25 protein-coding genes and 1 tRNA gene are annotated in these 24,895 nt (G+C 45.0%); 6 read left to right on the forward strand and 20 right to left on the reverse strand.

Translation table 11 applies throughout. The features are described from left to right. Window positions 1–507: 507 nt before the first annotated feature. The 14 genes from R7Z47_RS22420 to R7Z47_RS22485 form a co-directional block, all read right to left on the reverse strand. Window positions 508–1,662, reverse strand: coding sequence for a flagellin (locus R7Z47_RS22420; RefSeq protein ID WP_005382038.1), 1,155 nt, complete (start codon window positions 1,660–1,662; stop codon window positions 508–510). A 427-nt stretch (window positions 1,663–2,089) separates the two neighbouring features. Next, a complete protein-coding gene (gene flgL, locus R7Z47_RS22425) occupies window positions 2,090–3,283 on the reverse strand; it encodes a flagellar hook-associated protein FlgL (protein WP_047102907.1) in 1,194 nt (397 codons plus the stop codon). A gap of 13 nt (window positions 3,284–3,296) precedes the next feature. Then, a complete protein-coding gene (flgK, locus tag R7Z47_RS22430; protein ID WP_115385803.1) occupies window positions 3,297–5,237 on the reverse strand; it encodes a flagellar hook-associated protein FlgK in 1,941 nt (646 codons plus the stop codon). Between the two features lie 160 nt (window positions 5,238–5,397). Next, on the reverse strand, window positions 5,398–6,324 hold the full coding sequence (gene flgJ / locus R7Z47_RS22435) for a flagellar assembly peptidoglycan hydrolase FlgJ (protein WP_151514573.1): 927 nt from the start codon (window positions 6,322–6,324) through the stop codon (window positions 5,398–5,400). Between the two features lie 16 nt (window positions 6,325–6,340). After that, window positions 6,341–7,432 carry a flagellar basal body P-ring protein FlgI gene (locus R7Z47_RS22440; RefSeq protein ID WP_005393118.1) on the reverse strand — a complete coding sequence of 364 codons (1,092 nt, stop codon included), beginning with the start codon at window positions 7,430–7,432 and terminating at the stop codon, window positions 6,341–6,343. Window positions 7,433–7,475: 43 nt separating this feature from the next. Further along, window positions 7,476–8,255: a flagellar basal body L-ring protein FlgH gene (gene flgH, locus R7Z47_RS22445; RefSeq protein WP_005382033.1), complete on the reverse strand. Its 780-nt coding sequence runs from the start codon at window positions 8,253–8,255 to the stop codon at window positions 7,476–7,478. A gap of 30 nt (window positions 8,256–8,285) precedes the next feature. Continuing rightward, on the reverse strand, window positions 8,286–9,074 hold the full coding sequence (gene flgG / locus R7Z47_RS22450; RefSeq protein WP_005382032.1) for a flagellar basal-body rod protein FlgG: 789 nt from the start codon (window positions 9,072–9,074) through the stop codon (window positions 8,286–8,288). An 18-nt stretch (window positions 9,075–9,092) separates the two neighbouring features. Beyond that, window positions 9,093–9,842 carry a flagellar basal-body rod protein FlgF gene (gene flgF / locus R7Z47_RS22455; protein ID WP_005382031.1) on the reverse strand — a complete coding sequence of 250 codons (750 nt, stop codon included), beginning with the start codon at window positions 9,840–9,842 and terminating at the stop codon, window positions 9,093–9,095. A gap of 330 nt (window positions 9,843–10,172) precedes the next feature. After that, window positions 10,173–11,486: a flagellar hook protein FlgE gene (flgE, locus tag R7Z47_RS22460; RefSeq protein ID WP_005382030.1), complete on the reverse strand. Its 1,314-nt coding sequence runs from the start codon at window positions 11,484–11,486 to the stop codon at window positions 10,173–10,175. A gap of 30 nt (window positions 11,487–11,516) precedes the next feature. Then, window positions 11,517–12,227: a flagellar hook assembly protein FlgD gene (gene flgD / locus R7Z47_RS22465; RefSeq protein ID WP_005382029.1), complete on the reverse strand. Its 711-nt coding sequence runs from the start codon at window positions 12,225–12,227 to the stop codon at window positions 11,517–11,519. A gap of 18 nt (window positions 12,228–12,245) precedes the next feature. Beyond that, window positions 12,246–12,659, reverse strand: coding sequence for a flagellar basal body rod protein FlgC (flgC, locus tag R7Z47_RS22470; protein ID WP_005393132.1), 414 nt, complete (start codon window positions 12,657–12,659; stop codon window positions 12,246–12,248). Window positions 12,660–12,664: 5 nt separating this feature from the next. Further along, complete coding sequence (gene flgB, locus R7Z47_RS22475) at window positions 12,665–13,060, reverse strand: flagellar basal body rod protein FlgB (protein ID WP_005382026.1); 396 nt, start codon at window positions 13,058–13,060, stop codon at window positions 12,665–12,667. A 303-nt stretch (window positions 13,061–13,363) separates the two neighbouring features. Further along, window positions 13,364–14,191, reverse strand: coding sequence for a CheR family methyltransferase (locus R7Z47_RS22480; protein ID WP_005382024.1), 828 nt, complete (start codon window positions 14,189–14,191; stop codon window positions 13,364–13,366). An 11-nt stretch (window positions 14,192–14,202) separates the two neighbouring features. After that, on the reverse strand, window positions 14,203–15,129 hold the full coding sequence (locus R7Z47_RS22485; protein ID WP_005382022.1) for a chemotaxis protein CheV: 927 nt from the start codon (window positions 15,127–15,129) through the stop codon (window positions 14,203–14,205). Between the two features lie 76 nt (window positions 15,130–15,205). Between R7Z47_RS22485 and flgA the strand changes: the two genes are divergently transcribed. The 3 genes from flgA to R7Z47_RS22500 all read left to right on the forward strand — a co-directional run bounded on the left by flgA (window position 15,206) and on the right by R7Z47_RS22500 (window position 16,836). After that, a complete protein-coding gene (gene flgA / locus R7Z47_RS22490; protein ID WP_005382020.1) occupies window positions 15,206–15,952 on the forward strand; it encodes a flagellar basal body P-ring formation chaperone FlgA in 747 nt (248 codons plus the stop codon). 116 nt (window positions 15,953–16,068) lie between these two features. Next, entirely contained in the window at window positions 16,069–16,383 is a 315-nt protein-coding gene (gene flgM / locus R7Z47_RS22495) for a flagellar biosynthesis anti-sigma factor FlgM (protein WP_005382018.1), read from the forward strand. A gap of 27 nt (window positions 16,384–16,410) precedes the next feature. Continuing rightward, the gene (locus tag R7Z47_RS22500) at window positions 16,411–16,836 is read left to right on the forward strand and encodes a flagella synthesis protein FlgN (RefSeq protein WP_005393142.1); all 426 of its coding nucleotides are present in this window, start codon (window positions 16,411–16,413) and stop codon (window positions 16,834–16,836) included. A gap of 103 nt (window positions 16,837–16,939) precedes the next feature. On the opposite strand, the gene flgP is transcribed toward R7Z47_RS22500, so the two are convergent. Next, window positions 16,940–17,371 carry a flagellar assembly lipoprotein FlgP gene (gene flgP / locus R7Z47_RS22505; protein ID WP_005382014.1) on the reverse strand — a complete coding sequence of 144 codons (432 nt, stop codon included), beginning with the start codon at window positions 17,369–17,371 and terminating at the stop codon, window positions 16,940–16,942. 9 nt (window positions 17,372–17,380) lie between these two features. Beyond that, window positions 17,381–18,019: a FlgO family outer membrane protein gene (locus R7Z47_RS22510; RefSeq protein ID WP_005382013.1), complete on the reverse strand. Its 639-nt coding sequence runs from the start codon at window positions 18,017–18,019 to the stop codon at window positions 17,381–17,383. A gap of 169 nt (window positions 18,020–18,188) precedes the next feature. Between R7Z47_RS22510 and R7Z47_RS22515 the strand changes: the two genes are divergently transcribed. From R7Z47_RS22515 to R7Z47_RS22525, 3 genes are all read left to right on the forward strand, one after another. Next, window positions 18,189–19,322, forward strand: a complete 1,134-nt coding sequence (locus tag R7Z47_RS22515) for a flagellar assembly protein FlgT (protein ID WP_213912489.1) — start codon at window positions 18,189–18,191, stop codon at window positions 19,320–19,322. Between the two features lie 175 nt (window positions 19,323–19,497). Further along, window positions 19,498–19,574 (forward strand) — tRNA-Arg (locus R7Z47_RS22520). Window positions 19,575–19,853: 279 nt separating this feature from the next. Further along, a complete protein-coding gene (locus R7Z47_RS22525) occupies window positions 19,854–20,360 on the forward strand; it encodes a hypothetical protein (RefSeq protein ID WP_005382011.1) in 507 nt (168 codons plus the stop codon). A gap of 148 nt (window positions 20,361–20,508) precedes the next feature. Here the strand turns inward: R7Z47_RS22525 and tnpA are convergent, their stop codons facing one another. The 4 genes from tnpA to R7Z47_RS22545 form a co-directional block, all read right to left on the reverse strand. Next, on the reverse strand, window positions 20,509–20,898 hold the full coding sequence (tnpA, locus tag R7Z47_RS22530; RefSeq protein WP_137282459.1) for an IS200/IS605 family transposase: 390 nt from the start codon (window positions 20,896–20,898) through the stop codon (window positions 20,509–20,511). A gap of 191 nt (window positions 20,899–21,089) precedes the next feature. Continuing rightward, the gene (locus R7Z47_RS22535; RefSeq protein ID WP_005382010.1) at window positions 21,090–22,052 is read right to left on the reverse strand and encodes an OmpA family protein; all 963 of its coding nucleotides are present in this window, start codon (window positions 22,050–22,052) and stop codon (window positions 21,090–21,092) included. 640 nt (window positions 22,053–22,692) lie between these two features. Beyond that, window positions 22,693–24,120 (reverse strand): glutamate--tRNA ligase, encoded by a 1,428-nt coding sequence (gene gltX / locus R7Z47_RS22540; protein ID WP_005384075.1) that lies wholly within the window; start codon window positions 24,118–24,120, stop codon window positions 22,693–22,695. A gap of 177 nt (window positions 24,121–24,297) precedes the next feature. Next, window positions 24,298–24,894 (reverse strand): DUF2057 domain-containing protein, encoded by a 597-nt coding sequence (locus tag R7Z47_RS22545; RefSeq protein WP_262630491.1) that lies wholly within the window; start codon window positions 24,892–24,894, stop codon window positions 24,298–24,300. Window position 24,895: the final 1 nt, after the last annotated feature.

Below are 24,895 nucleotides of genomic sequence, written 5' to 3' on the forward strand. Positions count from 1 at the left end.
TGGTGATTTCTCCAATTGATTTTCCGGTGTAGCGGTTTCCGACGTCTCGGAAAACCAAGTAGTTCTCTCAAAGTTACCTCTATTAACGACACCAAATTCAGAAGCTTTAGAAAAAAGTTTAAAAAAATAACATTGCGAGATTTAGCTAATAAAATTGAAGAAAAGTAAGAAAAAGTGCTCAAGTTTCCACAAATCGAGCCGAGAGGGCCAGATTGTATAGAAAACCAGCAAAAGGAAACAATTGAAGATAAGTTCGCAGACGATAGACGTAAGAATTAGAAAAGAAAAAGCCCCTTTTCCTTTGAGAGAACTGGGGCTAGGTTGGTCGCCAGAGCCTATGTGGAGATCAAGAGAAATGAACACATTTCCGGCATACCGAGTGCAACTTTACATTGAAAATGATTGGCAGGTGAGAGATGAGAGAGCCGCTCATTCTATTGTAAAGCTGCTTGCCAAAAGCCTGCATTCCCATCCACGTCTGAATGTATTGAGTACAGGCTAAGTAAACTACTGCAATAGTGACATTGCAGAGTTTGGCAACTGTTTCGCTTGAGCAAGAATCGATGTACCTGCTTGTTGCAAAATTTGTGCTTTGGTCATTTGCGTGGTTTCTTTCGCAAAATCTGTATCTTTAATTCGGCTGTTCGATGCGTCAACGTTTTCTTGGATATTCGCCAAGTTGTTGATGCTGTGACTCAAACGGTTTTGCTTCGCACCTAAGTCTGCACGTTGCGAGTCTACGTATTTCAGTGCCGAATCCAGCACAGAAATCGCGTTTTGAGAACCTTGTACCGTGGTCATATCAATATCTTGTACTGACGTTCTGATAGGTTCATCACTCAGGCCAAGCTCAGATGCTAATCCACCAGAAATAGAAATCTCACCCTGAACGTTTGGATGCGCGACAAAAACTTGCAACTTGCCATCTTCACTTACAGACGCATTAATCATATCAGACTGACCATTAATGTAAGTGGCAAGCTCTTCGATGTCGTCGCCCGCTTTAGCATTAATGTTGATTTCTAGATCATCAACATTGCCGTCTTCGTCTTCACCCATACCTGGTAGCGTGATCTTCAAGTCAGATTTAGCTGGGTCAACACTCCAGTTTTTATCTTTACCGTTCTCAGATAAGAAGGTCACACCGCCCATGCGAGTATCGTCCGCACGAATGCTGGTGAGTCCCATGATCATGGCTTCACCTGAGCTCGCACCAATCTGGAATGCCGCTTCACCGAATGAGCCGTTCAATAGACGACGACCACCAAATGAAGTGGTTTCTGCAATACGGTTTAGCTCGTCAATCAATGCCATTGACTCTTCGTTGATCGCCTGACGCTCAGCCGGAGAGTTAGTACCGTTCGATGATTGAATCGCAAGGTCACGCATTCGTTGCATGACAGAGGTTGCCTCATTCATCGCACCTTCAGCGGTTTGTGCAATCGAGATACCATCGTTCGCGTTACGCATTGCGACATCTAGGCCACGAGACTGTGCAGTTAAGCGGTTAGAGATCTGTAGACCTGCCGCATCATCTTTTGCACTGTTAATCTTATGTCCTGAAGATAAGCGCTCCATCGACGTGTTTAATTCATCAGTCGCTTTGTTTAGGTAACGCTGCGCGGTCATCGCGGAGACGTTAGTACTAACTGTTACAGCCATTTTGCTCTCCTGTTGAGTTCGCAAGATTTTGCGAAGCGGCCAGCTTTACTCTCATTTGGATAAGCACTGACCGTAAAAGTTACTTGCTAAATCTGCCTTAAACGCAGGGTTTAGAATCTCTAAATCTGTTCTGATATTTTCAATACAATTTGTGTGCCAACTTGCGTAAATTATTTAACTACTTTTAAAAGAATCAGATAAACAATAAGTTAGCTTTATCATTAAGCTATTTCAGGTTTGTCAGACTCATCTTAGCCCAAGGGTATTGAACGCTGCCCTGTTGCCGCCCGACTTGCCTCCCGCCTCATTGCCGCTTTGGGTAAAATCGTGCCGCATGACATCTCAGACTCTCAGGTTACGCCGACTTATCGCGCTTAAGGCTTTGCACATAAGGCATCAAAATCAGACAATGTGTATGAGTGCCATACTAGATGTAGTTAAACAACGTTAGATCTTTGGTCTTACCGAATGCTTGTTGCGATGCCTGTAACGCTCGCGAGTTTTCACTGAACTCGATCACGGCTTTAGAGTAATCCAAGTCCTCAAAGTTGCTCTTCGCTTTTGCGAGAGACAAATTAAAGTCTTCATGATTTTGCTCTTGGATATCCAGCGTACTCAATCGAGCACCGGCATCTGTACGCGCTTTATTCAAATGGATAAAAGCAGCGTGGAATTCTTCTGTCATTTGGTGCAATTTGGCGGTCGCCGACGTATCCGAAACCGATTTGTCTGACCATGCCATTGCATCCTTGAAGGTATCGAAAATGCTGAACTCTGCCCGCTTTTCGATCTCAATGCTGTCACCAGGCGTAATTTGGCCTTTTACGTGCACTTTCAGGCCTTTGTATTCAATCCCTTTCTCTGGAGAAAACTCATCGGCATCCACTACTTTGCCGTTACGCTCTAATTGGTAACCAAATTTGCCGTTATTCATATCGACAAATGTCACGCGATACGCCGCATCATCCTTCGTATCAACGTTAGTGGCTCTGTTTAATAGCAACTCAGAACCGTTTTGTAGATCGTAATTCGGCTGATAATCGCCAAATGGGTTTGGTATCTCCATAAACAGCTTGCTGCCAGGATCGTTCATTGGCATCTCAAGCATGCTAGAAACTTTCATTTTGCGCTGATAATCGTCCCCAGCGTATTGCACGCTACCATCTTTATCGCGATAAAATGGTTGGCTTTTTGGCTTAGTGCCAGCAAACACGTAGTTACCAGATTCATCTTGCGAGTTCACCAAGTTAAGGAAGTTGTTCGCAATCTCTTCTAGCTCACGCTTCTTTGCTTGTCGGTCTTCAGCAGAAAAGGCACCGTTAATCATCTCCATCGTTAAGCGCTTCGACTCGTCGGCAAAATTCTCCGCATTGGCGATATTAACTTCGTGGTTTTCTAGACGATTACGCACCAACACTATCGAGCTAAGATATTGTTGTAGCTGTTCTTGTTGCTGACTAATGTTTTGGATGTAATGCGCAGCGAGGGGGTCGTCACTAGGTTTCAGTAACTTTTTCCCTGAAGCAAGCTGCTCTTGGTTGTGGTGAACCTTATTCTCTTGACGACGCAGATCATTTTGTACGGACTGATAGTTATGGAAACTAGAAATTCGGGTTAGCACTTATCTCTTCTCCTTACCTCAGTTGTAAAATGGTATTGAAGGTATCGTTCGCCGCTTGCATCACACGTGATGAAGCCATGTACGCTTGTTGAAACTTCATCATGTTGGCCGCTTCTTCATCGAGGTTAACACCAGAAATAGAAGCAACGCGCTCTTGCGCCGCTTCATGCTCTAAACGAGCGACGGAGGCTAAACGGTTTGCTGTAGAAGACTTCAGTCCAACTTCAGTATTGAGGTTATGATAAACATCGATCAAGGTGCTGGATTTTCCATCCATCATCTTGTCTGTTTGGATCTTCTGCATTTTTCTCAAGTTGCCGTTACCACCTTCAGAAGGCACCAAGTTTGCGGTGAATTTATCATTCATCAGTGCGCCTTCGCTCAACTCAAACACGGTTGCATCGCCGTTTTTATACAGCGGATGGCTTTTCGGCACTGATATTTCAATCTTCGGGTTATCTTTATCTAACGGGTATGAGTATTTGTCCGATAGTAAATTACCCTTGTTATCCGTGATCTTTAACCACGGCTTATCATGCTTCTCGTCGGCTGGTTGTACGGTAACCTCAAACTCTTTAACATCCCCCGCCTCACGAATTTTAAACTTGGCGTTACCTTGGGCAAAAGTGGTTGAGGCTTCATAACTTTGTGCGGCAATAGCTTTTGCGTCATTGGTTTCCATCTTTATGATGGCTGCACCACTTCTCGTTGGGCGTAGCAATACGCGCTCACCGGCGGCAAGGCCTTCACCAATTTGCACTTTCATACCATCCAGAACAAACGACGAATCCGAACGGTCGATGTTCAACGACATTTGCTCACCTTTCGGTGTTGTCACGCTGTATTGGTCGCCATCATAACGCAGCGAATATTCACCACCTTTGATCGCGGAAATGTCCTCGATGTAAACCGCAACATCAGCTTGAGAGTCAGGCGCAGCAAAAACTCGAGATTTTGCCACCAGCTCAGAGTTCACGTCAGTAAATACGTCTTTACCTATCTTACCGTTGAGATCCAGACCTTGAGATTGCAGCTGATTAATTTTGTAGGAGAAGCCCGTTGCTAAACGGCCCATTTCATCTTGCAGTTGTGGGATGTGTTTGTCGCGCATTTCAAGTAAAGCGCCGATTTTGCCATCCATATCATCAGACTTGATCGCTTTAATGCCATTCCCTTCCACCATTGCTAATCGTCTTTGATGAACATCCGGATAGCCATCGATCATTTTGAGCTGGCTTGCTTCCGTGCCAGAAACAAGAGTGTGTCCATTGCCGATATGAACATTAAACCCTTCCGCATTTTTGCGTGGGGTTACGGTAACTTTGGTGTACTCTGACAGCTCAGTAACCAGCTTTTCATGCTGATCCATCAGGTCATTATGTGGGCCGGGAGTACGCATCATCAGTCGATGAATATCGCGAATTTCCAACGCAAGTTGGTTAACGCGCTCAATGCCCATATCCAATTTTTTATTGGTGACATCAGATTGCAGTCGCACGGTTTCGTGGAAATCATTTAATGTATCAGAGAAGATTTTCGCCTTTTCCAATACCACTTTTCGTGCCCCTAAATCGTTCGGGGTATCTGCCATGGTTTTTACTGCATCGAACCACTCATTCAGGTTCTCGGGAATTTTCTTCGATGCCACAGAGCTCAACATGCTAGAAAGCATATCAAGATTATCTTGGGTATCCGTTTTGTTGGCATTGTTGGTCGACGACAGGTTCAGTTCATTCACGGCAAACTGATCCCACGAGCGGCGAACATTTTCCACATGCACACCCATGCCGTAGGTAGAACCACCGAACATGCGCGGATCATTCGTGCCTTGGATAACAGACTGACGGCTATAACCCTCTGTATTAACATTAGAAATGTTATGACCAGTGGTGTTTAATTGTCTCTGAGCAGTAAGCACACTTTGAGTACCTACATTCAGAAGATCTGACGCCATACATGCCCCCGAAAACGAAATATAAATCGGCAAAACCGATCACCTAGACACATTAAAAGCAAAAGATGTGCCAAGTGATAGAAAGGCGTAGATGTTCAGATAAAGTGAAGGCTTGCACTATGGCAAGCCTTCGAGAACGTCATAAATTGTCGCAGAGACATTACATACTTTCGATTTTATCCTTCACCTGCAGGACTTTATCTGCGTAATTCGGATCGGTCGCGTAACCCGCACTGTGGATACCGCGAATAAACAACTCTGAATTCCCGCGTTTCTGCAATGCTGTCTCGTAACGTGGGTTGTCATTCAAAAATCGTACAAAGTCATTAAAGCTGTCTTCGTAACTTGAGTAGGAGCGAAACGCTGCCGTCTCTTTCACTGGCGTGTTATCGTGGAACTCTAAAGTTTGAGTCGTCACTTTGTCACCCTGCCAGCTTCGATCTGCTTTGATATTAAATAAGTTGTTGCTGCTGCCACGCGCGTTCTTCACGACCTTTTGTCCCCACCCCGTTTCCAAAGCGGCTTGCGCAAGTAGCAGAGATGGCTCGACTCCTAGGGCTTTCGCAGCTTTCTCCGCGTATGGCTTCATCGAGTTAACAAAGGATTCTGGTGAATCGAATCGAGTGGGTTCATTGCTTGGTCGAGATAGCTGACCAGATTCAATCAAGCGCTGTTCAATCTCGCGCGCTTTTTTCGTGTCAACACGACGATACTCCGCAGCATTGTTTGCCGCATCACGCATAGCCGTTTCTTTTTTGTCGTTCCCTTGCCCAGCCGTTAATTGCTTAACAATCATATCGGCCAGTCCCATTGAACCAGACGAACTCAATTCACTCGCCATCTGTTCATCCAACATTTGTCGGTAGAACTTCTCGTTTTGGCTGTTCATCATGTTGGACTCAAAGCCCTCATTGGCTTCACGCATGGATTTCAACATCATAGAGGTGAAGATCGATTCGAACTGACGAGCAGCCGCATGCAATGCTTCTTGCTCGCCATCTTTTCCCTCTTTCACTGCTTTTTGACGCAGAGTGTCCAGAGAACTGATGTCATGGATAAAACCAATGTCGTTAGGATTGTTCATTATACCAACCTCCTAACCATTAAATGATGATCAACTGGCCTTCAATGGCACCAGCTTGCTTCAATGCTTGTAAAATTGCCATCAAATCCGACGGCGCTGCCCCGACTTGGTTCACGGCACGGACCAAATCATCCAACGTTAAGCCTGGTTCGAACTTAAACATTTTGCCTTGCTCTTCGCTGACTTCGATATCCGAGTCTGGTACGACTACGGTTTGCCCACCAGAAAAGCCGTTAGGTTGGCTAACATTCAGGTTTTCTTTGATCGCAACCGTCATGCCGCCGTGCGTTACTGCTGCTGGTTTAAGACGCACATGCTTACCAACTACGATGGTGCCCGTGCGAGAGTTAACGATGATTTTGGCTGCACCATCTGCTGGGTCGAACTCTAGGTTTTCGATTGCCGATAAGAACGCAACACGCTGGCTGACGTCACGAGGAGCACGCACGCGCACTGATGTCGCGTCAACAGCGCTCGCCATTTGTGGGCCAAGGAAGTTGTTTACAGCATCCGCCATACGTTGAGCCGTTGTGAAGTCTGACTCAAGCAAGTTGAACGTGATGTAATCACCACGACCAAATGGGTTTGGAATTTCTCGCTCTACTGTCGCACCACTAGAGATAAGACCAACGGTTGGATTGTTACCTACGATTTTAGAACCGTCAGCGCCTTCAGCACTGAAGCCGCTCACCACTAAGTTACCTTGAGCAACCGCGTAAACTTGACCGTCGAGACCTTTGAGGAACGTTTGTAGTAGCGTACCACCACGCAAACTTTTAGCACTTCCGATGGAAGAGACAGTCACGTCCACTTGCTGACCCGGTTTAGAGAAAGGCGGCAACTCTGCCGTAACCATGACTGCGGCAACGTTTTTAATTTTTGGCTTTGTGCCCGGCGGCATCTGAATGCCGAAGTTTTGCAGCATGGCGGCGAAACTTTGCTCTGTAAACGGGTTCGCTTCACCCGTACCAGGTAAGCCTGAAACCAAACCATAACCCACGAGTTGGTTGCTTCGTACACCTGCCACTTGCGCGACGTCTTTGATACGTGCGGCTTGGGCTACGGTAGAAAACAGAGCAACGCTCATCAGTACTAAAAGGAGTTTTTTCATGCTTACTTATCTCTTGCAGTCAAATTGCCGTCAGCACGGCGTGTTATAGCGCTACATTAAAGAATCGTGCCAAGAAGCCTGGCTCTTGCATATCTTGTTGCAAACCAGTCCCTGAGTATTGAATTCTTGCGTTAGAAACACGATTTGATGCAATGGTGTTGTCGAAATTAATATCATCCGGACGAATAGTGCCACTTAAACGTATGTACTCATCACCTGTATTTAGCGTCATCCACTTCTCACCGCGGATCACGAGGTTGCCGTTTGCCAGTACTTCAATCACCTCAACAGTGATGTAACCACTGATGCTGTTGCTCTGCTTTGCAGAAGAGTCACCTGCAAATGAGTTGGAGTTGTTTAAGTCATAAGAGAAATTATATTTTCCGCCAATTTGCAGCTCTTCTCCGCCCACTTGAAGCGGGTCCATTTGCGCTTCATTGGTTTTCGATAAATCGGCATTTGCGCTTTTCGTCGCACTGGTTGTCTCATCCAGTGTTACGGTAATAATGTCGCCAATACCACGTGGTTTAGAATCGTCGTAGAGATCGGTAATGTGCTCGGCGCTAAACAACGAACCTGTTGCAGCAGCGTAATGCTCAGGCTTGTTTTTCGGATGAATTGGAGCCCAAGCAGGGTCGCCAGCAACCGGATCACTTCTACCACGTAAAGTATCTACAATACCGCTGCTCTCTTCTTTCGATTTATCGCCTTCTACTGCGTCGACCACAGTGGTTGCTTGTGTCACTTCATCCGTTTCAATCGGTTCCAACATGGCACAGCCCGACATCGTAGCAATCAAAGCGAGTAGGCAAATACGTTTCATCGTGAGCTCCTCAAATCTTGCTCTTAATCGTTACAATTGCTGGTTAACGAAGCTCATCATTTTATCGACTGACGAGATCACTTTTGAGTTCATTTCGTAAACGCGCTGGGCTTCGATCATGTTGACCAACTCTTCCGTTACATTCACGTTGGACGCTTCCAGCATGGATTGACGAATTTCCCCCAAACCGTCCAAACCAGGAACACCCTCTTGTGGATCGCCACTGGCACCCGTTGGTAAGTAAAGGTTCTGACCAATTGGCTCTAGGCCACCCGGGTTAACAAAATCTGTAATGGTTAGCTGACCAACGACTTGGTTGTCTTGCTGACCTCGGACGCGAACCGACACTTCACCATCCGTACCAACAGTAATAGAAATCGCATCTTCTGGAATCACAATTTCAGGCTCTACAGGGTAGCCAGAACCCGACGTGACTAACGTGCCTTCACCATTGAGCGTGAACTGACCGTTACGGGTATAACCGATGTTGCCGTCCGGCAATGTCACTTGGAAAAAACCGTCGCCTTCCACCATCATGTCCAGTGCGTTAGTCGTTGTCTGTGCATTGCCGTGCGTGTGCACTTTTTGCGTCGCAACCACTTTAGAACCCGCACCTAACATCAAGCCACTTGGCAGTTCCGTGTTCTGAGATGACTGGCCGCCAGGCTGGTTGATGTTCTGATAGAACAAATCTTCGAATACTGCACGGCTCTTTTTGTAGCCGACAGTAGAGGCATTCGCCAAGTTGTTCGAAATTGTGGCAATGTTGGTTTGTTGGGCGTCTAAACCTGTTTTACTTACCCATAGTGCTGGATGCATAGTGAACCTCTAACTCTGTTAACTCATACGAAGCAGTGAATCTGAAGATTTATCCATTTCTTCAGCTGTGCTCATCATCTTGACTTGCATTTCAAACTGACGTTGTAAGTCAATCAATGCGGTCATTTCACCTACGGCATTCACGTTACTGCCTTCTATCGCTCCCGTCTGGAGGCTAACAGTCGCGTCTGCTTCGTAAGGTTGGTTTGGAGTTTTATGGCGAAATAAGCCATTGGTGTCTTTAAACAAGCTTTGGTCATTAGGCTTAACAAGCTTAATGCGATCAACCGCTTGGAATTCTTCTGCCGGGGCACCTTGAGGAAGCACAGAGATGGTGCCATCCCGACCGATTTCAATTTTGGAGAGAGGAATAGGCAAAGTAATCGGCGCATCGTTTTCACCCAGCACCAAATGACCACTTGCGTTGGTAAGCATGCCATTTTGATCGACTTTTAGGTTGCCGTTACGGGTCAACCCTTCTTTCCCTGTATGATCGAGTACCGATATCCAACCGCTGCCTTCAATCGTCACATCCAGATCACGCCCTGTTGTAATCACGCTACCTTGAGCAAAGTTATGCCCTGGACGCTCTGTCATGCTGAACACACGTGAAGGATGGCCTTCACCATAAGCCTGCATTGAGCGAGCCTGTGCTAAATCAGCCCGAAATCCGGTCGTGCTTACGTTAGCCAAGTTATTAGCGCGCAATTGTAGTGCCTGCATATTTTGCTTGGCGCCACTCATTGCGAGAAACAGTGCGCGATCCATAAATTACTCCAAAAAATCTCTCTGTACACGGAGTAAAAGCAATAGTTATGCCAAAACAAAAATAGACTTATCAATCAATACTTTGAATTAAAAATCAACAATGAAAAGAGGTCAATAGAGGCAGAAAACTGTAACGAGAGGCAAGGTTTTGATCCATACGGCGGCAACAGCGGCAAATCGTAGATCAAAGCATGCTTAGCCTGAGTGAGGTGTATTCAGGCTAAGCATCAGATGAATGTCATGATGAAAATGAACAAAGCGGTAATTACTAAGAAGCAATCACACGCCATTGCTTACTCAAGCAGAGTATCGAATGACCCAGCTAGTGCTCTAGCGGATCTGTAAGATATTCTGTTGTAGTTGGTTGTGTACTTCTAGCGAACGTGAGTTTGCTTGGAAGTTACGCTGAGCAGAGATCAGGTCCACCAACTCCTGCGTCATATCAATGTTTGACTGTTCCAGCATACCGTTATTGATGGTGCCGAAAGAGCCTTTATTTGATTCACCCCAGATCTTGTCACCAGAGAACTGCGTTGAATCCCATTGAGTGCCGCCTTTCTTATCCAGACCTTGCTCGTTTGGAACACGTACGAGAGCAACACGACCTAATGTAACGTTTTCACCGTTTGAGTAAGTTCCCAATACGCTGCCGTTTTCATCGAAGTCAACTTTGGTTAGGAAGCCCGTTGTTGCACCGTCTTCGTCAAACTTAGTCAGTTCGAACGGAGCCGCAAACTGTGTTGCTGAGCCTAAGCCGAAGTTAAGCGTCTGCGCAGGATCGGCACCATTCATATCGACTGGTGTCGTGTTCGTCGCCGGATCGCCCAGAGCCACAGAAGTGATTGGCTGACCATTGTTCAAGCTCGCCAACGTACCATCGTTGTTGAACTTCATGGTATGCCCCACATGACCTGTTGGCGTTTGCGCATCACCAGCCGCAACATTTAAAGGCTTTTCACCTTCTTTATCTGTCACGGTGTAGTAAGTGTTCCATGTATTTGGCTGAGTCTGATCTTTCAAGTAATACGTCGTTAGCTTGTAAGACTGACCCATCGAGTCATAAATTGTCGAAGAGGTTGAACGGTTGTATGTATCTGGGTCTGAAAAATCAAACTGCGTTGGATCTTTCAAATCGCCGTTCGCTGGCAAGTTCACACCAACTTCAATGTTTGCTGTTTGTTTTGGCTTACCAAATTCAGCAGGAATATTGATGGGTTGTGGCTCGTATGAAGAAACCTCACCAGAACTTGGGTCCACTTGGTAACCTAACAAGAACTCGTCGTTCGCGGTCACCATGTAGTTTTCTTTATTTAAGTGAAATGCACCATTACGTGTCAGTTCATTCTGTTGTGGAGTTAGACGCTCTTTCGCTACAGCGAAAAAACCTGTCCCCGAAACACGCAAATCCATTGGGTTGTTGGTGTAAATGCTAGAGCCTTCATGGAACTGCTGTGCCACTTGGCTTGCTTGCGCACCACCACCCGGTGTGGTTTTTGCGTTAGTAAATAAAGAGTTAGAGTAGACATCAGCAAACTCAGCACGGGACTCTTTAAAGCCGTACGTGTTGGCGTTCGCAATGTTGTTACTGGTGGTGTTCAAATCCAGTTGGGCGGCGGACAAACCGCTTAAAGATACATATGACATTCCAAAATCTCCTAATCTAGCGAGCTATGACTACGCTTTGCCGACTTCCAATACTTCTGCAAGTCGAACTGGCGATTCAAAACCAGCCAGATTGAGTAATACGTTTCCGTCACCTTTGCCAAGCAATACGCTGTTTACGTTGGCATACGTCGATACTGGGAACTCTTGCGACTCCCCTTCAACTAAGCCAGACGCTTTCACTTTGTATTTGCCAGCTGGCAGTGGATTTCCGCTTTCATCTTTACCGTCCCAAAGCACACGCGTGTCGCCGGCTGGTTTCGCCCCTACCTCAAAGGTACGAACCAGTTGGCCAGCTTCATCCTCTACACGAACAAACAGATTATCGATAGATTGTGAAAGCTTAACCATTGCCGCCATTGGTGCGTCGTCCTGCTTCACACCTGCTGCTCCTGGGACCAATACGTCACGCCCTACCAAAGAGGAAGCTTGTAACGCTTGATTTGATGTCATTGACGAATTCAAACTCTCAAACTGAGTGTTCATCTTGCCAATGCCATCAACGGTCGCAAATGAAGCCATTTGCGCAATCATCTGGTCATTACTTACCGGCTTAAAAGGGTCTTGCTGAGACAGTTGCTTCGTGAGCAATGATAAGAAGTCTTCCTGTTTTAGGTCCTGCTTACCCGTGCTCTCTTCTGCTTTCTTGTTACTCTCTTGTAGACTTTTAAGCTGGTCGATATAGGACAAGCCGCTTTGACCAACGTTGTTAATTCCGGCCATACGCTACCCCCCTTATCCTTATTGACCCATCTGCAGCGTACGCAGCAGCATTTGTTTACTAGAATCAGCGACCTGTACATTAGTTTGGTATGCACGAGAAGCTGAAATCATGTTTGCCATTTCTTCCATTACATTGACGTTAGGCTTGTAGATGTAGCCTTCTTCGTTTGCAAGGGGATGGTCTGGGTTGTACTCCGCACTCAGCGGTTTATCACTTTCTACAATACCCATCACTTTCACTGGCACCGTATCACCGCCACGCATGGCGTTACTTAACTCTGCACCAAACACTGCATGACGCGCTTTGTAAGTGTCTTTCGCAGAGCTACTGACACTGTCGGCGTTTGCCAAGTTGCTTGAGGTAGTATTCAGACGAACGGATTCAGCGCTCATTGCGGAACCTGTCACATTGAAAACGTTAAATAAGCTCATCTAAATTATTCCCCTTTGATTGCTTTGGTTAAGTTCTTGAATTTGCTGCCTAGAAAGTCGAGTGATGCTTGGTGTCTGATTTGGTTTTGCATAAACAAGTTACGCTCTAAATCCAAGTCTACCGTGTTGCCATCTCCCGTATCTGGTTGCGTAGGAAGACGATATAACTTATCCCCAACCAACGTTGTAGTGGCAGGAATATGCCGACCATCTGTGCGACTAAGACCAATGCTTGCCCCAGATGTTGCCGCTTGCAATTCCTTCGCAAAGTCTAAACCTCTTGCTTTGTAACCAGGCGTGTTTGCTTGTGCGATATTGGTGGAAATCACCTCTGCATTGCGCTCACGTACGCCCACCGTGTGCTGGTGGATGCCTAGTGCGTTGTCAAAAGATATAGCCATGTTTGCCTCTACAATTAAGAACTGACCGTGATTGATAACCAAAAAGCAATTAGCATGCCAAAACCTAAAGCATTACACCAACCTAGTGGTTACCGTGAATTGAAATAGCAATAAGTGAGCCAAAGTAACTGGAATGTCATGTCGTATCACTTTGTTCACTTAATAAAGATACACCGTGTTGAGGGCACAAGGCAAAAACGCGCTTCAACTAATTGAGTGATACATGAAACGCTCGGCGCAGAAAGGTAACAAACAAAAAAGCCTGACACGAAGTCAGGCTTTTCTATCAATGAAGAGATACCGCTATTTAAGCTTGTAAATGATGCCCGGATTACAGCGCACCATTTCAAATTTATCAGTCAGACCAGTTAGCGACTCTGATGCCCCTAACAGCAAGTAGCCACCAGGGTTTAAACTGCTCGCCATTTGGTTAAGCACTTTAGATTTCATTTCTGGAGAAAAGTAAATCAATACGTTACGACAGAAAATGATGTCGAACTTACCCATCAGTGCGTAACTGTCCATCAAGTTTTGTGGGCGAAAGTTCACCAAACGCTTGACGTTATCTTTGACTTTCATGCGACCACCGTCCGCATTCTCAAAGAAGGTACGACGACGTTCTGGTGAAAGGCCGCGACCCAAAGCCAAGTTGTCGTACACCCCTGCACGACACATCTCGAGCATACTTGCCGAAATATCTGTGGCTGTAATGGACACGTTTGGTAACAAGCCCGGCTTGCGCTGTTGCGTTTCCAGGATTGTCATTGCAATAGAATACGGTTCTTGGCCCGATGAACTGGCAGCAGACCAGATCTTAATTGGGCGCTTGCTTGCCGCTACTTCTGGCAATAATTTGTCAGCTAAAACCGTGAACGGATAAGTATCTCGAAACCACAAGGTTTCGTTAGTCGTCATCGCATCCACAGCGGCGACTCGTAATTCTCGATTACGCCCTGTAACAACATCACGTAGCAAATCTGATAACGATGCGAGCTTAAACTTCGTCACTAAAGGACTCAGTCGGCTACGCACGAGGTATTGCTTGCTATCACCTAACACGATGCCACATTGCGATTCTAGAAAACGGCTAAAGTCACGATACTCTTGATCACTGATTGTAATAGCAGTCATTAATGTCTCTTTTATTGTGTTAATGCAGATTTAACCGCGTTACCCAACTCATCTGGGTTAAATTTCGCAATGAAGGTGTTGGCACCTACACGCTCAACCATAGCTTGGTTGAATACACCACTTAATGAAGAATGGAGGATAACATAAAGGTCTTTCAAATCGGCATGTCTGCGAATTTCAGCCGTTAAGGTATAGCCGTCCATTTCTGGCATTTCAATATCGGAAATAACCAACGAAATTTGATCGTAGATATTGCCTTCTTGAGCCATTTCAATCAACTTATTGTACGCTTCTTTGCCGTCTTTGACAGATACGACCTCAAAACCGATGGATGTAATCGCACGCTCTACCTGTTTACGCGCGACCGTCGAGTCATCAGCAATCAGTATGCGGCGTACAATAGGCTTTTCTTGTTCTGCTTGTGCGATTTCTTCGCCAATAGCGGAATCCATCGTTTCATCAACTGGCGCAATTTCTGCCAGGATTTTTTCAACGTCAAGGATTTCAACCAGCTCATTGTCAATGTTTGTAACGGCAGTCAAGTAGTGCGCTTTACCTGCGCCGTCTGGCGGTGGCAAAATCGCTTCCCAATGCATATTGATAATACGCTCAACCGATGATACCAAAAATGCTTGGATCGTACGGTTAAATTCTGCAATAACAACAAAACATTTATCTAAATCAGTGGTTGGGCGGCCACCAATTGCCAGGCTCAAATCAATAACGGACACGGTATGGCCGCGGATATGAGCGATACCTTTAACCAGAGGGTGTAGATTTGGCATTGAAGTCAGCTTAGGGCACTGTAGTACTTCTTTCACTTTGAATACGTTAATGCCGTAGCGCTGTCGGCCCATCAGTCGAAAGGTCAATAATTCCAATCGGTTCTGACCGACGAGTTGCGTACGCTGATTCACCGAGTCAAGAATCCCCGTCATATGCTCATCTCCATCTCAAACTTTTTGTTTTTAAATGATACTCTACCACTGGCAAGCACGATACCAGGGAGACAGTATGGCGTATTTCACTTTCACTTCGACACCATTGACTATGACAATATGTAGAGCGCTAATTACAAAGTACGCTAAGTCTATCGGCATTTTGCTCAGTATGTTTAGCTTTTTTGTTCATTCAGCTTCAGATAATCAGATCGAGCAAATAAAAACAGCAGCAGAACAACATATTCTTGCTACGGTTGATCAGCCTGATGGTGGCGAGCTATCTGTTAATGCGGCAGAGATCGACTCGAGAATAAAAGCAACGGATTGCCCTGTTCCGTTAGACACATCTGCCTCTTCCACCAGCAGCACGAGAAGTAACATCAATGTGTTAGTGGAATGCCAACCGGATGACTGGAAAGTCTATGTTCCTGTGAGGATCTCGGTATCAGTACCAATGATCGTCGCGACACGAACACTAGGGAGAGGAGAAATCGTCAGCGCATCGGATGTTACCACTTCCATGATCGAGCTACAGCGCTTTCGTAAAGATGGATTTTCTAGCTACGATCAAGTGGTTGGGGCAAAGCTAAAGCGTAATGTTCGCTTAGGCGATGTCGTAGAGAGAAATGATGTTTGTGTGGTATGCCGAAATGAAAAGGTCATTATCAAAGCGGTGAATTCTGGCATGACGATCACAACGCAAGGCACAGCATTGCAGGATGGTTCAGCTGGCGATCAAGTAAGAGTGAAAAATGATAAGTCACAACGTATAATAGAAGGCATAGTGACTGACATTGCGGAAATCACTGTTAATTTTTAATACCCACTGGTAGCGTGTTTAAACTGATCAATAAAAATGCAAAAAATGACTAAAGTTATTTTTGCGCTGGTCGATAGTCTGGATACCAGTATTACGATACAAGGCAAAGGTTAAACATGGCAGGTATAGATAATATACGTTCAGGGCAAATGATGACGACAACAAGTCGCGCACCTGCACGTAACGATTCCAATGCTACCAGCACAACAGAATCAAAAAAGGCGCCAGCGCAACAAGACGCAGTATCACTCAGCCAGCAAAGTAAAGCCGTCAGTAAACTCCAGAAGGATATGGCAGCTTCTCCGGCATATGACAGCGCCAAAGTTGCAGCAATCAAAGAAGCTATCACAAACGGTTCATACAAAGTCGATCCTGAAAAATTGGCTGACAACATGATTAAGTTTGAAAACGAATTGCAAGGCAAAAGCTAACTGACTTAGGCCGAAGGTAAGTATTTTATGGCAGCATTAGTCGATCTCGTTAATTTCCAGCTAGAAAATGCTAAGGCACTTTCCGCTGTTTTACGCCAAGAAACACAAGCAATAACGGCGCGTGTCTCTACCGAGATTGAGAGCATTGCCAAACAGAAGATGACGCTCATTGATCAGCTCAGAACAACTGATCAGCGAATCGCCTCTCACCCGCACGTCAATCAACTTACTGAAGATGAGCACCTAAGTCAGGTTGTTGCTCAGATCCAATCGATCGTCCTCGACTGTCAACAAGTTAACCAAGTAAATGGCGAATCGCTTAGTCGCGCACAGCTGAGCTTCAATAAACTCAACAACATGCTCCAGCGAACTCATGGCAAAGTTGGCATGACCTACAATGCGGGCGGAAAAACCCACACCATCTCGACGCTTGGCACCAATATAAAAGCTTAAACGTCACTCCTACCCTCAATTCCCGCGCTCACGTAGATATAAAAAAAGCGACTCATTGTTACCAATCAGCCGCTCAAAAAGATTATCTGTCTAGTGAAATGGTTTAAAACAAGGTTTGCTGACGCTTCTCAGGTACCTGCTGAACTTCTCCATAATCACGTAGCTTATCCATCTTACGGATATCCAGACGCAGCTCAGTCACATAACTGTCTTCAACAAGATAACTACGCACAACTTCTGCACCACGAATTACACCATCGACGGCACCAGTGGTGCTTTCAATACCCAAACGCTGGTCTTGCAGCTCTGCACGTCCGCTAACACGCATGCCATAAACTTGCTCTGCTAGCTCACGATAAGCATCAATTTTTGATGCGCGCATTGCTCGTACACGCTTTTCTTCTACTGTGCGGCCTGTTTGCTCACTGACGCTGGCGTAGCCCACCGCCACTAAGATTTCATCTTGACGCATCTGTTGTAATGGCTGACACCCAACCAATATCAGTGTGGCAACAATAAATAATAACTTCTTCATGCTTCTATCCTATGGACGGAGAATCACAGTGTACGGCTGACGAATGGTAGGGTCAGAACGAATCAACACACCATCTTGTGTGCGGATGCTATTTAACGTATCTAAGTCACGCCCAATACGGTCAGCCGGAAGGAAACCTTGCGCTGTCGCTACAACTACACGGCTTTGCATGCCAACCACGCGTGCATTGACAAGCACTCCGCCCTCTTGGCGCAGCATCGTTCCGGTCAATACATACTGAATTTGCTGCTCTTGAGCTAAATCTTGCCAATCACGACTTAAAGCAAAATCGCCCTGTTGCGTCACTTGAATAGAGCCCGTAGTTTTGAAATCAACCACTTTAAACCCTCGGCGCTGAAACTGATGGATAAAACCTTCAGAGACCGAGTTACCTAACCAGTTTGTTGCATCCATATTTTGTAGATCAACAAACGAGGTAATCGCAATCGGTGTCCGCGCTGATACTGCCACATTAGAAACCATCAGGTCTTCTGTCATGCTCTCAATGAAAAAGTCCATCGTATGACGCGGACTATCCATCAGCATGAACTGGCTTCCCGAGTACGGTTCTTTACCGTTGTAAATCGGTGAGTACGCGCACGATGTCAGAAGCGTCATCATCGATGCGGCGACAAGCCACTTTTTCATGGTTTGATTCTCCAGATAATCTTAGGTAATACCGTTCTTTATTAATTCCTTTCCAAGAAAGTGAATATTGGAACAGTCTTTGCTTTTCTTTGTTTGCCTAACGAAGAAAAACCCACCAAACTTCACTGAATTTGTTAAAGCAATATTTATACCCGAACGGTTGTAACCAATGAAAAAAATATTAAACAGTCTGTTTTCAATCACTTTAGTGATGCTTGTGCCTTTTAAGGTAATGGCATCTTGGTATGAAGTCACAGGCGTTGCCACCATCGTTTCTTCAGAAGAGACGGCAAGGCTCCATGCGTTGGAAGACGCGCTGTTCAAAGCCGTCAATTTTTCGGGCGCAGATATTGGCAGTATTAGCAACTTGATGCCGCTATTAGAAGAAAGCCGCAACGAATACCAGTTTACCAATCATGAAGTCCGTTACATTTTGGTCGAGTCTGAACGTAAACGTCGCGGTAAAGTCGAGGTAAAAATCCGCGTTGATATTTATCCATCGGCAACGGGTTGCCACACCGATCAATACAAAAAGACAATGCTGGTCGGCAATATTGAGGTCGCATCACCACAACAAGCAGTGATGGGACAAATTTATCAAGTTGGTGACGATTTTAGCCACGTAGTGAACCGTCAACTTGATCAAACCTCACGCAGCTTTGTGTCTGTTGGTACAACGGACTACTCAATAAGCCGCAACTATCCTGCTCGCACTCAAATGATCGCGCAAGACAACGGCGCACAATACATCATTGGAGGGGTCATTACCGATCTCACTGCAACGGTCGAATCTCAACTATTGCAAGATGACATCATCAATCGTCAGTTTGCGTTAGAAATGAAAGTATTTGATGGTAAAACTGGCCATGAAATCTTCAACAAAGCCTACCGTGAGGTCGCGCGTTGGCCATTTGCTAAGACGAGTCAAGTGGACACTCGTAGTGCACGTTTTTGGGCATCAACCTATGGCGAGATGATGCTTCGCGTTAGTCGCAATATTATGTTGGATCTGGAGTCGGAGCTGTCTTGCAAAATTACACTGCCAGAGGTTGTCGCAGTCTTCGGTAATACCGTAACGATGGATCTCGGCCGTATGCACGGCGTAAAAGAGGGAGACAAATTGCAGCTTTGGCACACCGCATCGTTTATCGACCAAAATGGATTGCCAAGAAACAAAGTCTCGCAAAGCGAAATTACATTAACGGTATCACGCATATACGAACACGAAGCGGAACTGACGATTGATCAGCCAAATTTAGCATCTAGCGTTCAAATTGGCGACGTAATGAACAAGATCCTATAAAAGCAAACATTAAGTCTTGAGATATGCTCGCTTTTGAATATCATAGGCAGCGCATCTTATTTGATTATACCAATGACCGTAGCGAATCGTTCAACGTGATGCTGATACAGATCTGGTAGATTGCTAGATTTGAACTCAGTAAAACAGTGCAATGAACTGCAACTATTGGTATTACGCCCCCATGGCACAGCTGGATAGCGCAGTCCCCTCCTAAGGGACAGGTCGTAGGTTCGAATCCTACTGGGGGCGCCATATCATAGCCTTAGCTCCCACTTGAGCTAAGGCTTTTTTGTATCTTCAATTTCAAGCCTCGCACTGCTCCCCCTAGTACACCGTGTTAGATAATCTTCCCAGTAATCAATATGATCGGATCGGGTGTTTCGGTTACGGGATAAAGCCTTCTACTGTTCTGACTTCTTCCCCTTGAAATCATTTCAACAAGCCCTATTTACAGTTTTGTATTTTATTACTTTAATTATCTATGAGTTTTGCTTACCCTTTTAGCTATTAATAAAATTATTAGTTAGCACTATGTCTAAGAGCAATTTAATAACTAACACTGGACACCGCTTTATTTCTAAAGGCAAGACAGCCTTTAAGATACATATCCATACCCCCGAGGATACGGTACTACACCGCTCGGTAGGATTTGTTCGTATTGGAGAAAAGAAAGGCTTACAAAAAGCCATTAAGCTGAGAAACGAGTTAGGCCGGCAAATGTGGGGCAAATTCTGGCGACGTCTTTTGAAAGACCCTTACCTAATGACTAGGCTTCCACATAGCGTTGAGCCTAAAATCGTTCACAAGCCTAACCCTACTCTTGAAAACCCTGACAACCGAGATACGTGTTACATCGCCAAGTGGCGAGAGTTCAATGATGACGGTGAGTATAAATATAAAACGGTGGTTCGCTCTATTAGTAAGTACGGCAAACTTGCCGCCTACATGCAAACCAAAAAAGCGTTGTTAGAAGCACATAAAGATAACTTGGAGATCCTGACATTCATGGGGCGTTTAAACAGCATTGATCTTAAGTAATACCTAGCCACTTTGAACATTTCAGTCAGTTTTTAAAGAGAAGTAAATTACCACCTTCTAAAGAAGGTGGCTTTGTGTGAGCCCCCTAAAAGGGGGCCTTTGTTTAGTCCAGCGCCAATTGCTGCTGCTCTACTCGCTCTTGCTTCTCTTAATGTCTTACATATCGGCGTATTATTTCTTCATTGATTCCAACACTATCGACAAAATAGCCTCTTTGCCAAAAGTGATTACCCCAAAGCCTGTTCTTCCTAAGGTGAGGAAACTTGCTAAATAGCTTTAAGGCTATTTTGCCTTTCAATACCCCCATCAACTTGGATATCGAAAGCTTTGGTGGGACCTTTACAACTAAATGTACGTGGTCAACTTGTACGTTTAGCTCTACGACTTCACATCCAAGTTGATTACAGTAAACATAAATACATCGATAAACTTCTTTACCTATATTGTTCTTCAAGATCCTAAATCGATACTTTGGCGTCCACACTATATGGTATTGACAACGCCAAAATACGTGGGAAGCTTGATTGTATCTACTCATGTTATTTGTCCTCTTTGACTTCTGGAAAAATCAAAGACGCATTTAGCATGAGTAGTTTTACAGGCAAAGCCGAAACGGATGATAACCACCTACTGAAGTAGGTGGTTTAGGGCTGAAAAATAAAAAGCCCCAAAGAGCGAGCTCTTTGGGGCTTTCAGCTTCAGTCTTCTATACTACGGTCGAATAGGAGCTTATTGCTGAACTTGGTATTCAAATTCTGGAACAACGACTTCTACGCGACGGTTTTGTTGACGACCTTCACGAGTGTCGTTTGAAGCGATTGGGTTGTTTTCACCTTCGCCACGAGCTTGGATACGTGATGAATCAATACCTTTTTCAACGAGTGCGTTAGCAACAGACTCAGCACGTTTTTCAGAAACCTTTAGGTTGTAAGCTGCTGGACCAGACGTATCTGTGTAACCTACAACTTCAACGTTCGCTTGTGGGTGCTCGTTTAGGAAAGCAACTAGGTTATCAAGTTTTGCAGCGCTCTCTGGTTTTAGAGTTGTGCTGTTTAGATCGAAGCTACCTGTGCCAATTGTTTGAGTTTCGAATGTTTTCGTAACTACAACTGGCTCTTCTACCACTTCTTCTACAACCACTTCTTCAACAACAACTGGCTCTTCTACGATTACTGGCTCATCGTTGCCGCCGAATTTGAAAGAAACACCTAGTGTTGCAGTGTTACCTGTCGCACGAGTTACATCGTTGCTGATGTCAGTCAGTGTTTGGTATTCCGCACGAGCTGTTACGTTTTGGCTTAGGTTGAATTCAAGACCAGCCGCGCCTAGGTAAGAGTAATCATCTTTGCCATCAAACATTACGTAAGCGCCACCCACTTTACCGTAAAGTGCGATGTCTTCAGTGATTGGTAGGCTAAATTTAGGAGCAAGAGTGATTGCTTCTACGTGGCCACCGAAAGAAGTTTGGTTAAAATCACCGATGTTGTCGAAACCCGCTTCTACTGCGAAGTATTTATTCATTTCGTAACCAACAAAAGCGCCAAGAGTAGAATCATCTTTGTCACAAGCCTGGCCCGCTACACACGCGTCTTCCATCCATGACTTACCCATCTTACCACCAACGTATACTTCTGCTTGTGCTGCTGAAGCCATAAGTAGAGACGCTGAAATTACCGCTGCTAATTTTTTCATTATTGATTCCTCTAAAGAAGTTCTTTTGTTAGATGCCGAAATGCGCCGTCTGACTGACGTTGTATTTCAATTCTTTTTATTCATTCCTTGAGTGAGATACTTAGTCAGCTTCTTTTTATGCACATGCATTTTTTTTATGGAAGCAACTTACGTACATTTCCTGTTCAGTGATACATATCGCCATCTCGGTATCGCTGACGGGATGAACTATAACGCTAAGAAATCGCGAGAAAAATCCCAATTCTGTCAATTTATTGTCATCAAAAATCTCGACAACATGTGATCTTAAGCAAAAAAATCCCCACGCAATCACGACGCAAACGTTTGCTTTGTTTTTTGGAACAACATAGCTAAAGCAAAGGTTTTTCTTAAAAATGAGACAAATAAAATGGAACTTTAAGGAAGATGGATAAAAATCAATCAGATATTTGATATATAATCGCTCGTTTTTTATTCATTCCAACGATGTTTGGATTAAAAAATCTTATCCATATTGAGGTAAGTTACAGGTGAAACCATCTCTTCATTCACCAATATGAAAGAAAGTTTCTCGTTATCTAAATTGAAGATACAAAAAAGCCGCGGTTGCTCACCGCGGCTTTGTGACTATTTATTCAAAAGAACGTTCAGTTCAAAGCAATTATGCGTTTGCTTCACGCTCAGCAATGAACTCAAGCGCCATCTTAATGCGAGCAATACAACGCTCTTTTCCAACCAGCTCCATTACTGCATCGACAGAAGGAGACTGACCACCGCCTGTTACAGCAACACGTAATGGCATACCGATTTTGCCCATGCCGATTTCCAACTCTTCACATACTGCTGCGATAACGCCATCTTTGATGTTCGCTGTCGTCCATTCAGTTAGTGCTTCCACTTTCGCTAATGCAAGTTCTAGAGGCTCTTTAGCCACGCCACGCAGGTGTTTCTTCGCTGCGCCCGCTTCAAACTCAGAGAAATCTTCATAGAAGTAACGGATTTGCTCAGCTAGCTCAACTAGCGTGTTGCAACGCTCACCCACTAGCTTGATCACGTCAGTGATAGCAGGACCATTCGTTACGTCTAGTTTTTGTTGATCTAGATGCCATTGTAGATGCTCAGCAACGTACGCAGGGTCTGAGTTCTTGATGTAGTGGTTGTTCAACCATTGCAGTTTGTCAGTGTTAAAAGCAGACGCTGACTTAGATACTGCGTTTAGGCTAAATAGATTGATCATCTCTTCTTGAGAGAAGATTTCTTGGTCCCCATGAGACCAACCAAGGCGCACTAGGTAGTTGTTTAGTGCCGCAGGCAGGTAGCCCATATCGCGGTATTGCATGACTGATACAGCGCCGTGACGTTTAGACAGTTTCGCGCCGTCATCACCCAGGATCATTGCACAGTGTGCAAATGTTGGTACTGGCGCACCTAGTGCTTCGTAGATGTTGATTTGACGAGGCGTGTTGTTGATGTGGTCTTCACCACGAACAACGTGAGTGATACCCATGTCCCAGTCATCCACTACTACACAGAAGTTGTAAGTAGGTGAACCGTCAGTACGACGAATGATTAGGTCATCCATTTGATCGTTGCGGATTTCAATGCGACCACGGATTTGATCATCAAATACTACGCTGCCTTCTTTCGGGTTACGGAAACGGATAACACATGGATCGCCATCTTTTGCCGCTTCGTTTGCTGCTTTGATTTTTGGATGGTTAGCATCGTAGCGAGGCATTTCTTTATTTGCTTCTTGCTCTGCACGGATTTCATCTAGCAGCTCTTTAGACGCGTAACATTTGTAAGCTTTGTCTTCAGCAAGAAGCTTATCAACCATTTCGTTGTAACGGTCAAAACGTTGAGTTTGGTAGTAAGGACCTTCATCCCACTCCAAGCCTAGCCATTCCATGCCTTCAAGAATTGCATCAACCGCTTCCTGAGAGTTACGCTCAAGGTCTGTATCTTCGATACGTAGAACGAATTCACCACCTTGGTTTTTAGCGTATAGCCAAGAGTAAAGTGCAGTACGCGCACCACCAACGTGTAGATAGCCAGTTGGGCTAGGAGCAAAACGAGTTTTAACCGTCATTTGAGTTCCTTAGGGGTAATGAGCAACGAGAGATCTCTCGTTGTAATGTCAAGGATAAAAGTGGCGACATTTTACCACCGTAAGTCAATTCTACAATCGGTTTGACAACAGAAATAAAAACAGGGCAGAACCAAAAAGGCACAGCCCTACTATTTACTGTTAAAGCACAAGACAAAATTACTTCAGGTTACGCATTGCCCATTGCATAAATTCTTGCTGCTCTTCACGGCTCAATTCATTAAACGATGCTTTGATTGTTTTGGTTTCCGCTGGAGAAGACGCAATGCTTGCCTTGGTCGATTCTTTATTCATTGCGTTGTTATAGTCGGCAACTTCTCGTTCGTAATCACGAAAACCTTGCAAACCACCTTTACGAAGTTGAACCATAGAGAATGCCACTTCTTTTCCGTTTTTGTCTTTCAATACCACTTTAGGATCGAGTTCGAAGGCTCTCGCCTCTTCAATAGTACGGAATGTTTGATAAGTCATAGAAAGCTCGGTGTCTTTTTCTGCATCAAACTCTAATACAAGTGGCTGCGAATCGAATTTACGGCGCTTTCCATCTTCAAATACGATTTGTCCAACCGTTACCGCTAATTGGTTTTCCCCATCCTTTAACTCGATGCTGTTGTTCTTGGATATCCACTCAGGGTAGACGAACTCGCCGTTGAGAACGTGAGGAACTAATTCAGATTGCAGAGTGAGTTGAGCAGCAAAAGCTGGCGCCGAAAGCATTGCGCAAAGTCCGAGAAGTGTCGTTGTTTTTTTCATCATG

Origin of the sequence: Vibrio sp. 1641 (assembly GCF_033339995.1) — a bacterium.
Taxonomy (GTDB): domain Bacteria; phylum Pseudomonadota; class Gammaproteobacteria; order Enterobacterales; family Vibrionaceae; genus Vibrio; species Vibrio alginolyticus.

Coding starts and splice junctions, on each gene's coding strand:
- R7Z47_RS22420 (WP_005382038.1), bottom strand. CDS start 1,662: ATGGCTGTAACAGTTAGTACTAACGTCTCCGCGATGACCGCGCAGCGT.
- flgK (WP_115385803.1), bottom strand. CDS start 5,237: ATGGCGTCAGATCTTCTGAATGTAGGTACTCAAAGTGTGCTTACTGCT.
- R7Z47_RS22440 (WP_005393118.1), bottom strand. CDS start 7,432: ATGAAAAAACTCCTTTTAGTACTGATGAGCGTTGCTCTGTTTTCTACC.
- flgH (WP_005382033.1), bottom strand. CDS start 8,255: ATGAAACGTATTTGCCTACTCGCTTTGATTGCTACGATGTCGGGCTGT.
- flgG (WP_005382032.1), bottom strand. CDS start 9,074: ATGCATCCAGCACTATGGGTAAGTAAAACAGGTTTAGACGCCCAACAA.
- flgF (WP_005382031.1), bottom strand. CDS start 9,842: ATGGATCGCGCACTGTTTCTCGCAATGAGTGGCGCCAAGCAAAATATG.
- flgE (WP_005382030.1), bottom strand. CDS start 11,486: ATGTCATATGTATCTTTAAGCGGTTTGTCCGCCGCCCAACTGGATTTG.
- flgD (WP_005382029.1), bottom strand. CDS start 12,227: ATGGCCGGAATTAACAACGTTGGTCAAAGCGGCTTGTCCTATATCGAC.
- flgC (WP_005393132.1), bottom strand. CDS start 12,659: ATGAGCTTATTTAACGTTTTCAATGTGACAGGTTCCGCAATGAGCGCT.
- flgB (WP_005382026.1), bottom strand. CDS start 13,060: ATGGCTATATCTTTTGACAACGCACTAGGCATCCACCAGCACACGGTG.
- R7Z47_RS22480 (WP_005382024.1), bottom strand. CDS start 14,191: ATGACTGCTATTACAATCAGTGATCAAGAGTATCGTGACTTTAGCCGT.
- R7Z47_RS22485 (WP_005382022.1), bottom strand. CDS start 15,129: ATGACGGGGATTCTTGACTCGGTGAATCAGCGTACGCAACTCGTCGGT.
- flgA (WP_005382020.1), top strand. CDS start 15,206: ATGGCGTATTTCACTTTCACTTCGACACCATTGACTATGACAATATGT.
- flgM (WP_005382018.1), top strand. CDS start 16,069: ATGGCAGGTATAGATAATATACGTTCAGGGCAAATGATGACGACAACA.
- R7Z47_RS22500 (WP_005393142.1), top strand. CDS start 16,411: ATGGCAGCATTAGTCGATCTCGTTAATTTCCAGCTAGAAAATGCTAAG.
- flgP (WP_005382014.1), bottom strand. CDS start 17,371: ATGAAGAAGTTATTATTTATTGTTGCCACACTGATATTGGTTGGGTGT.
- R7Z47_RS22510 (WP_005382013.1), bottom strand. CDS start 18,019: ATGAAAAAGTGGCTTGTCGCCGCATCGATGATGACGCTTCTGACATCG.
- R7Z47_RS22515 (WP_213912489.1), top strand. CDS start 18,189: ATGAAAAAAATATTAAACAGTCTGTTTTCAATCACTTTAGTGATGCTT.
- R7Z47_RS22525 (WP_005382011.1), top strand. CDS start 19,854: ATGTCTAAGAGCAATTTAATAACTAACACTGGACACCGCTTTATTTCT.
- tnpA (WP_137282459.1), bottom strand. CDS start 20,898: ATGAGTAGATACAATCAAGCTTCCCACGTATTTTGGCGTTGTCAATAC.
- R7Z47_RS22535 (WP_005382010.1), bottom strand. CDS start 22,052: ATGAAAAAATTAGCAGCGGTAATTTCAGCGTCTCTACTTATGGCTTCA.
- gltX (WP_005384075.1), bottom strand. CDS start 24,120: ATGACGGTTAAAACTCGTTTTGCTCCTAGCCCAACTGGCTATCTACAC.
- R7Z47_RS22545 (WP_262630491.1), bottom strand. CDS start 24,894: ATGATGAAAAAAACAACGACACTTCTCGGACTTTGCGCAATGCTTTCG.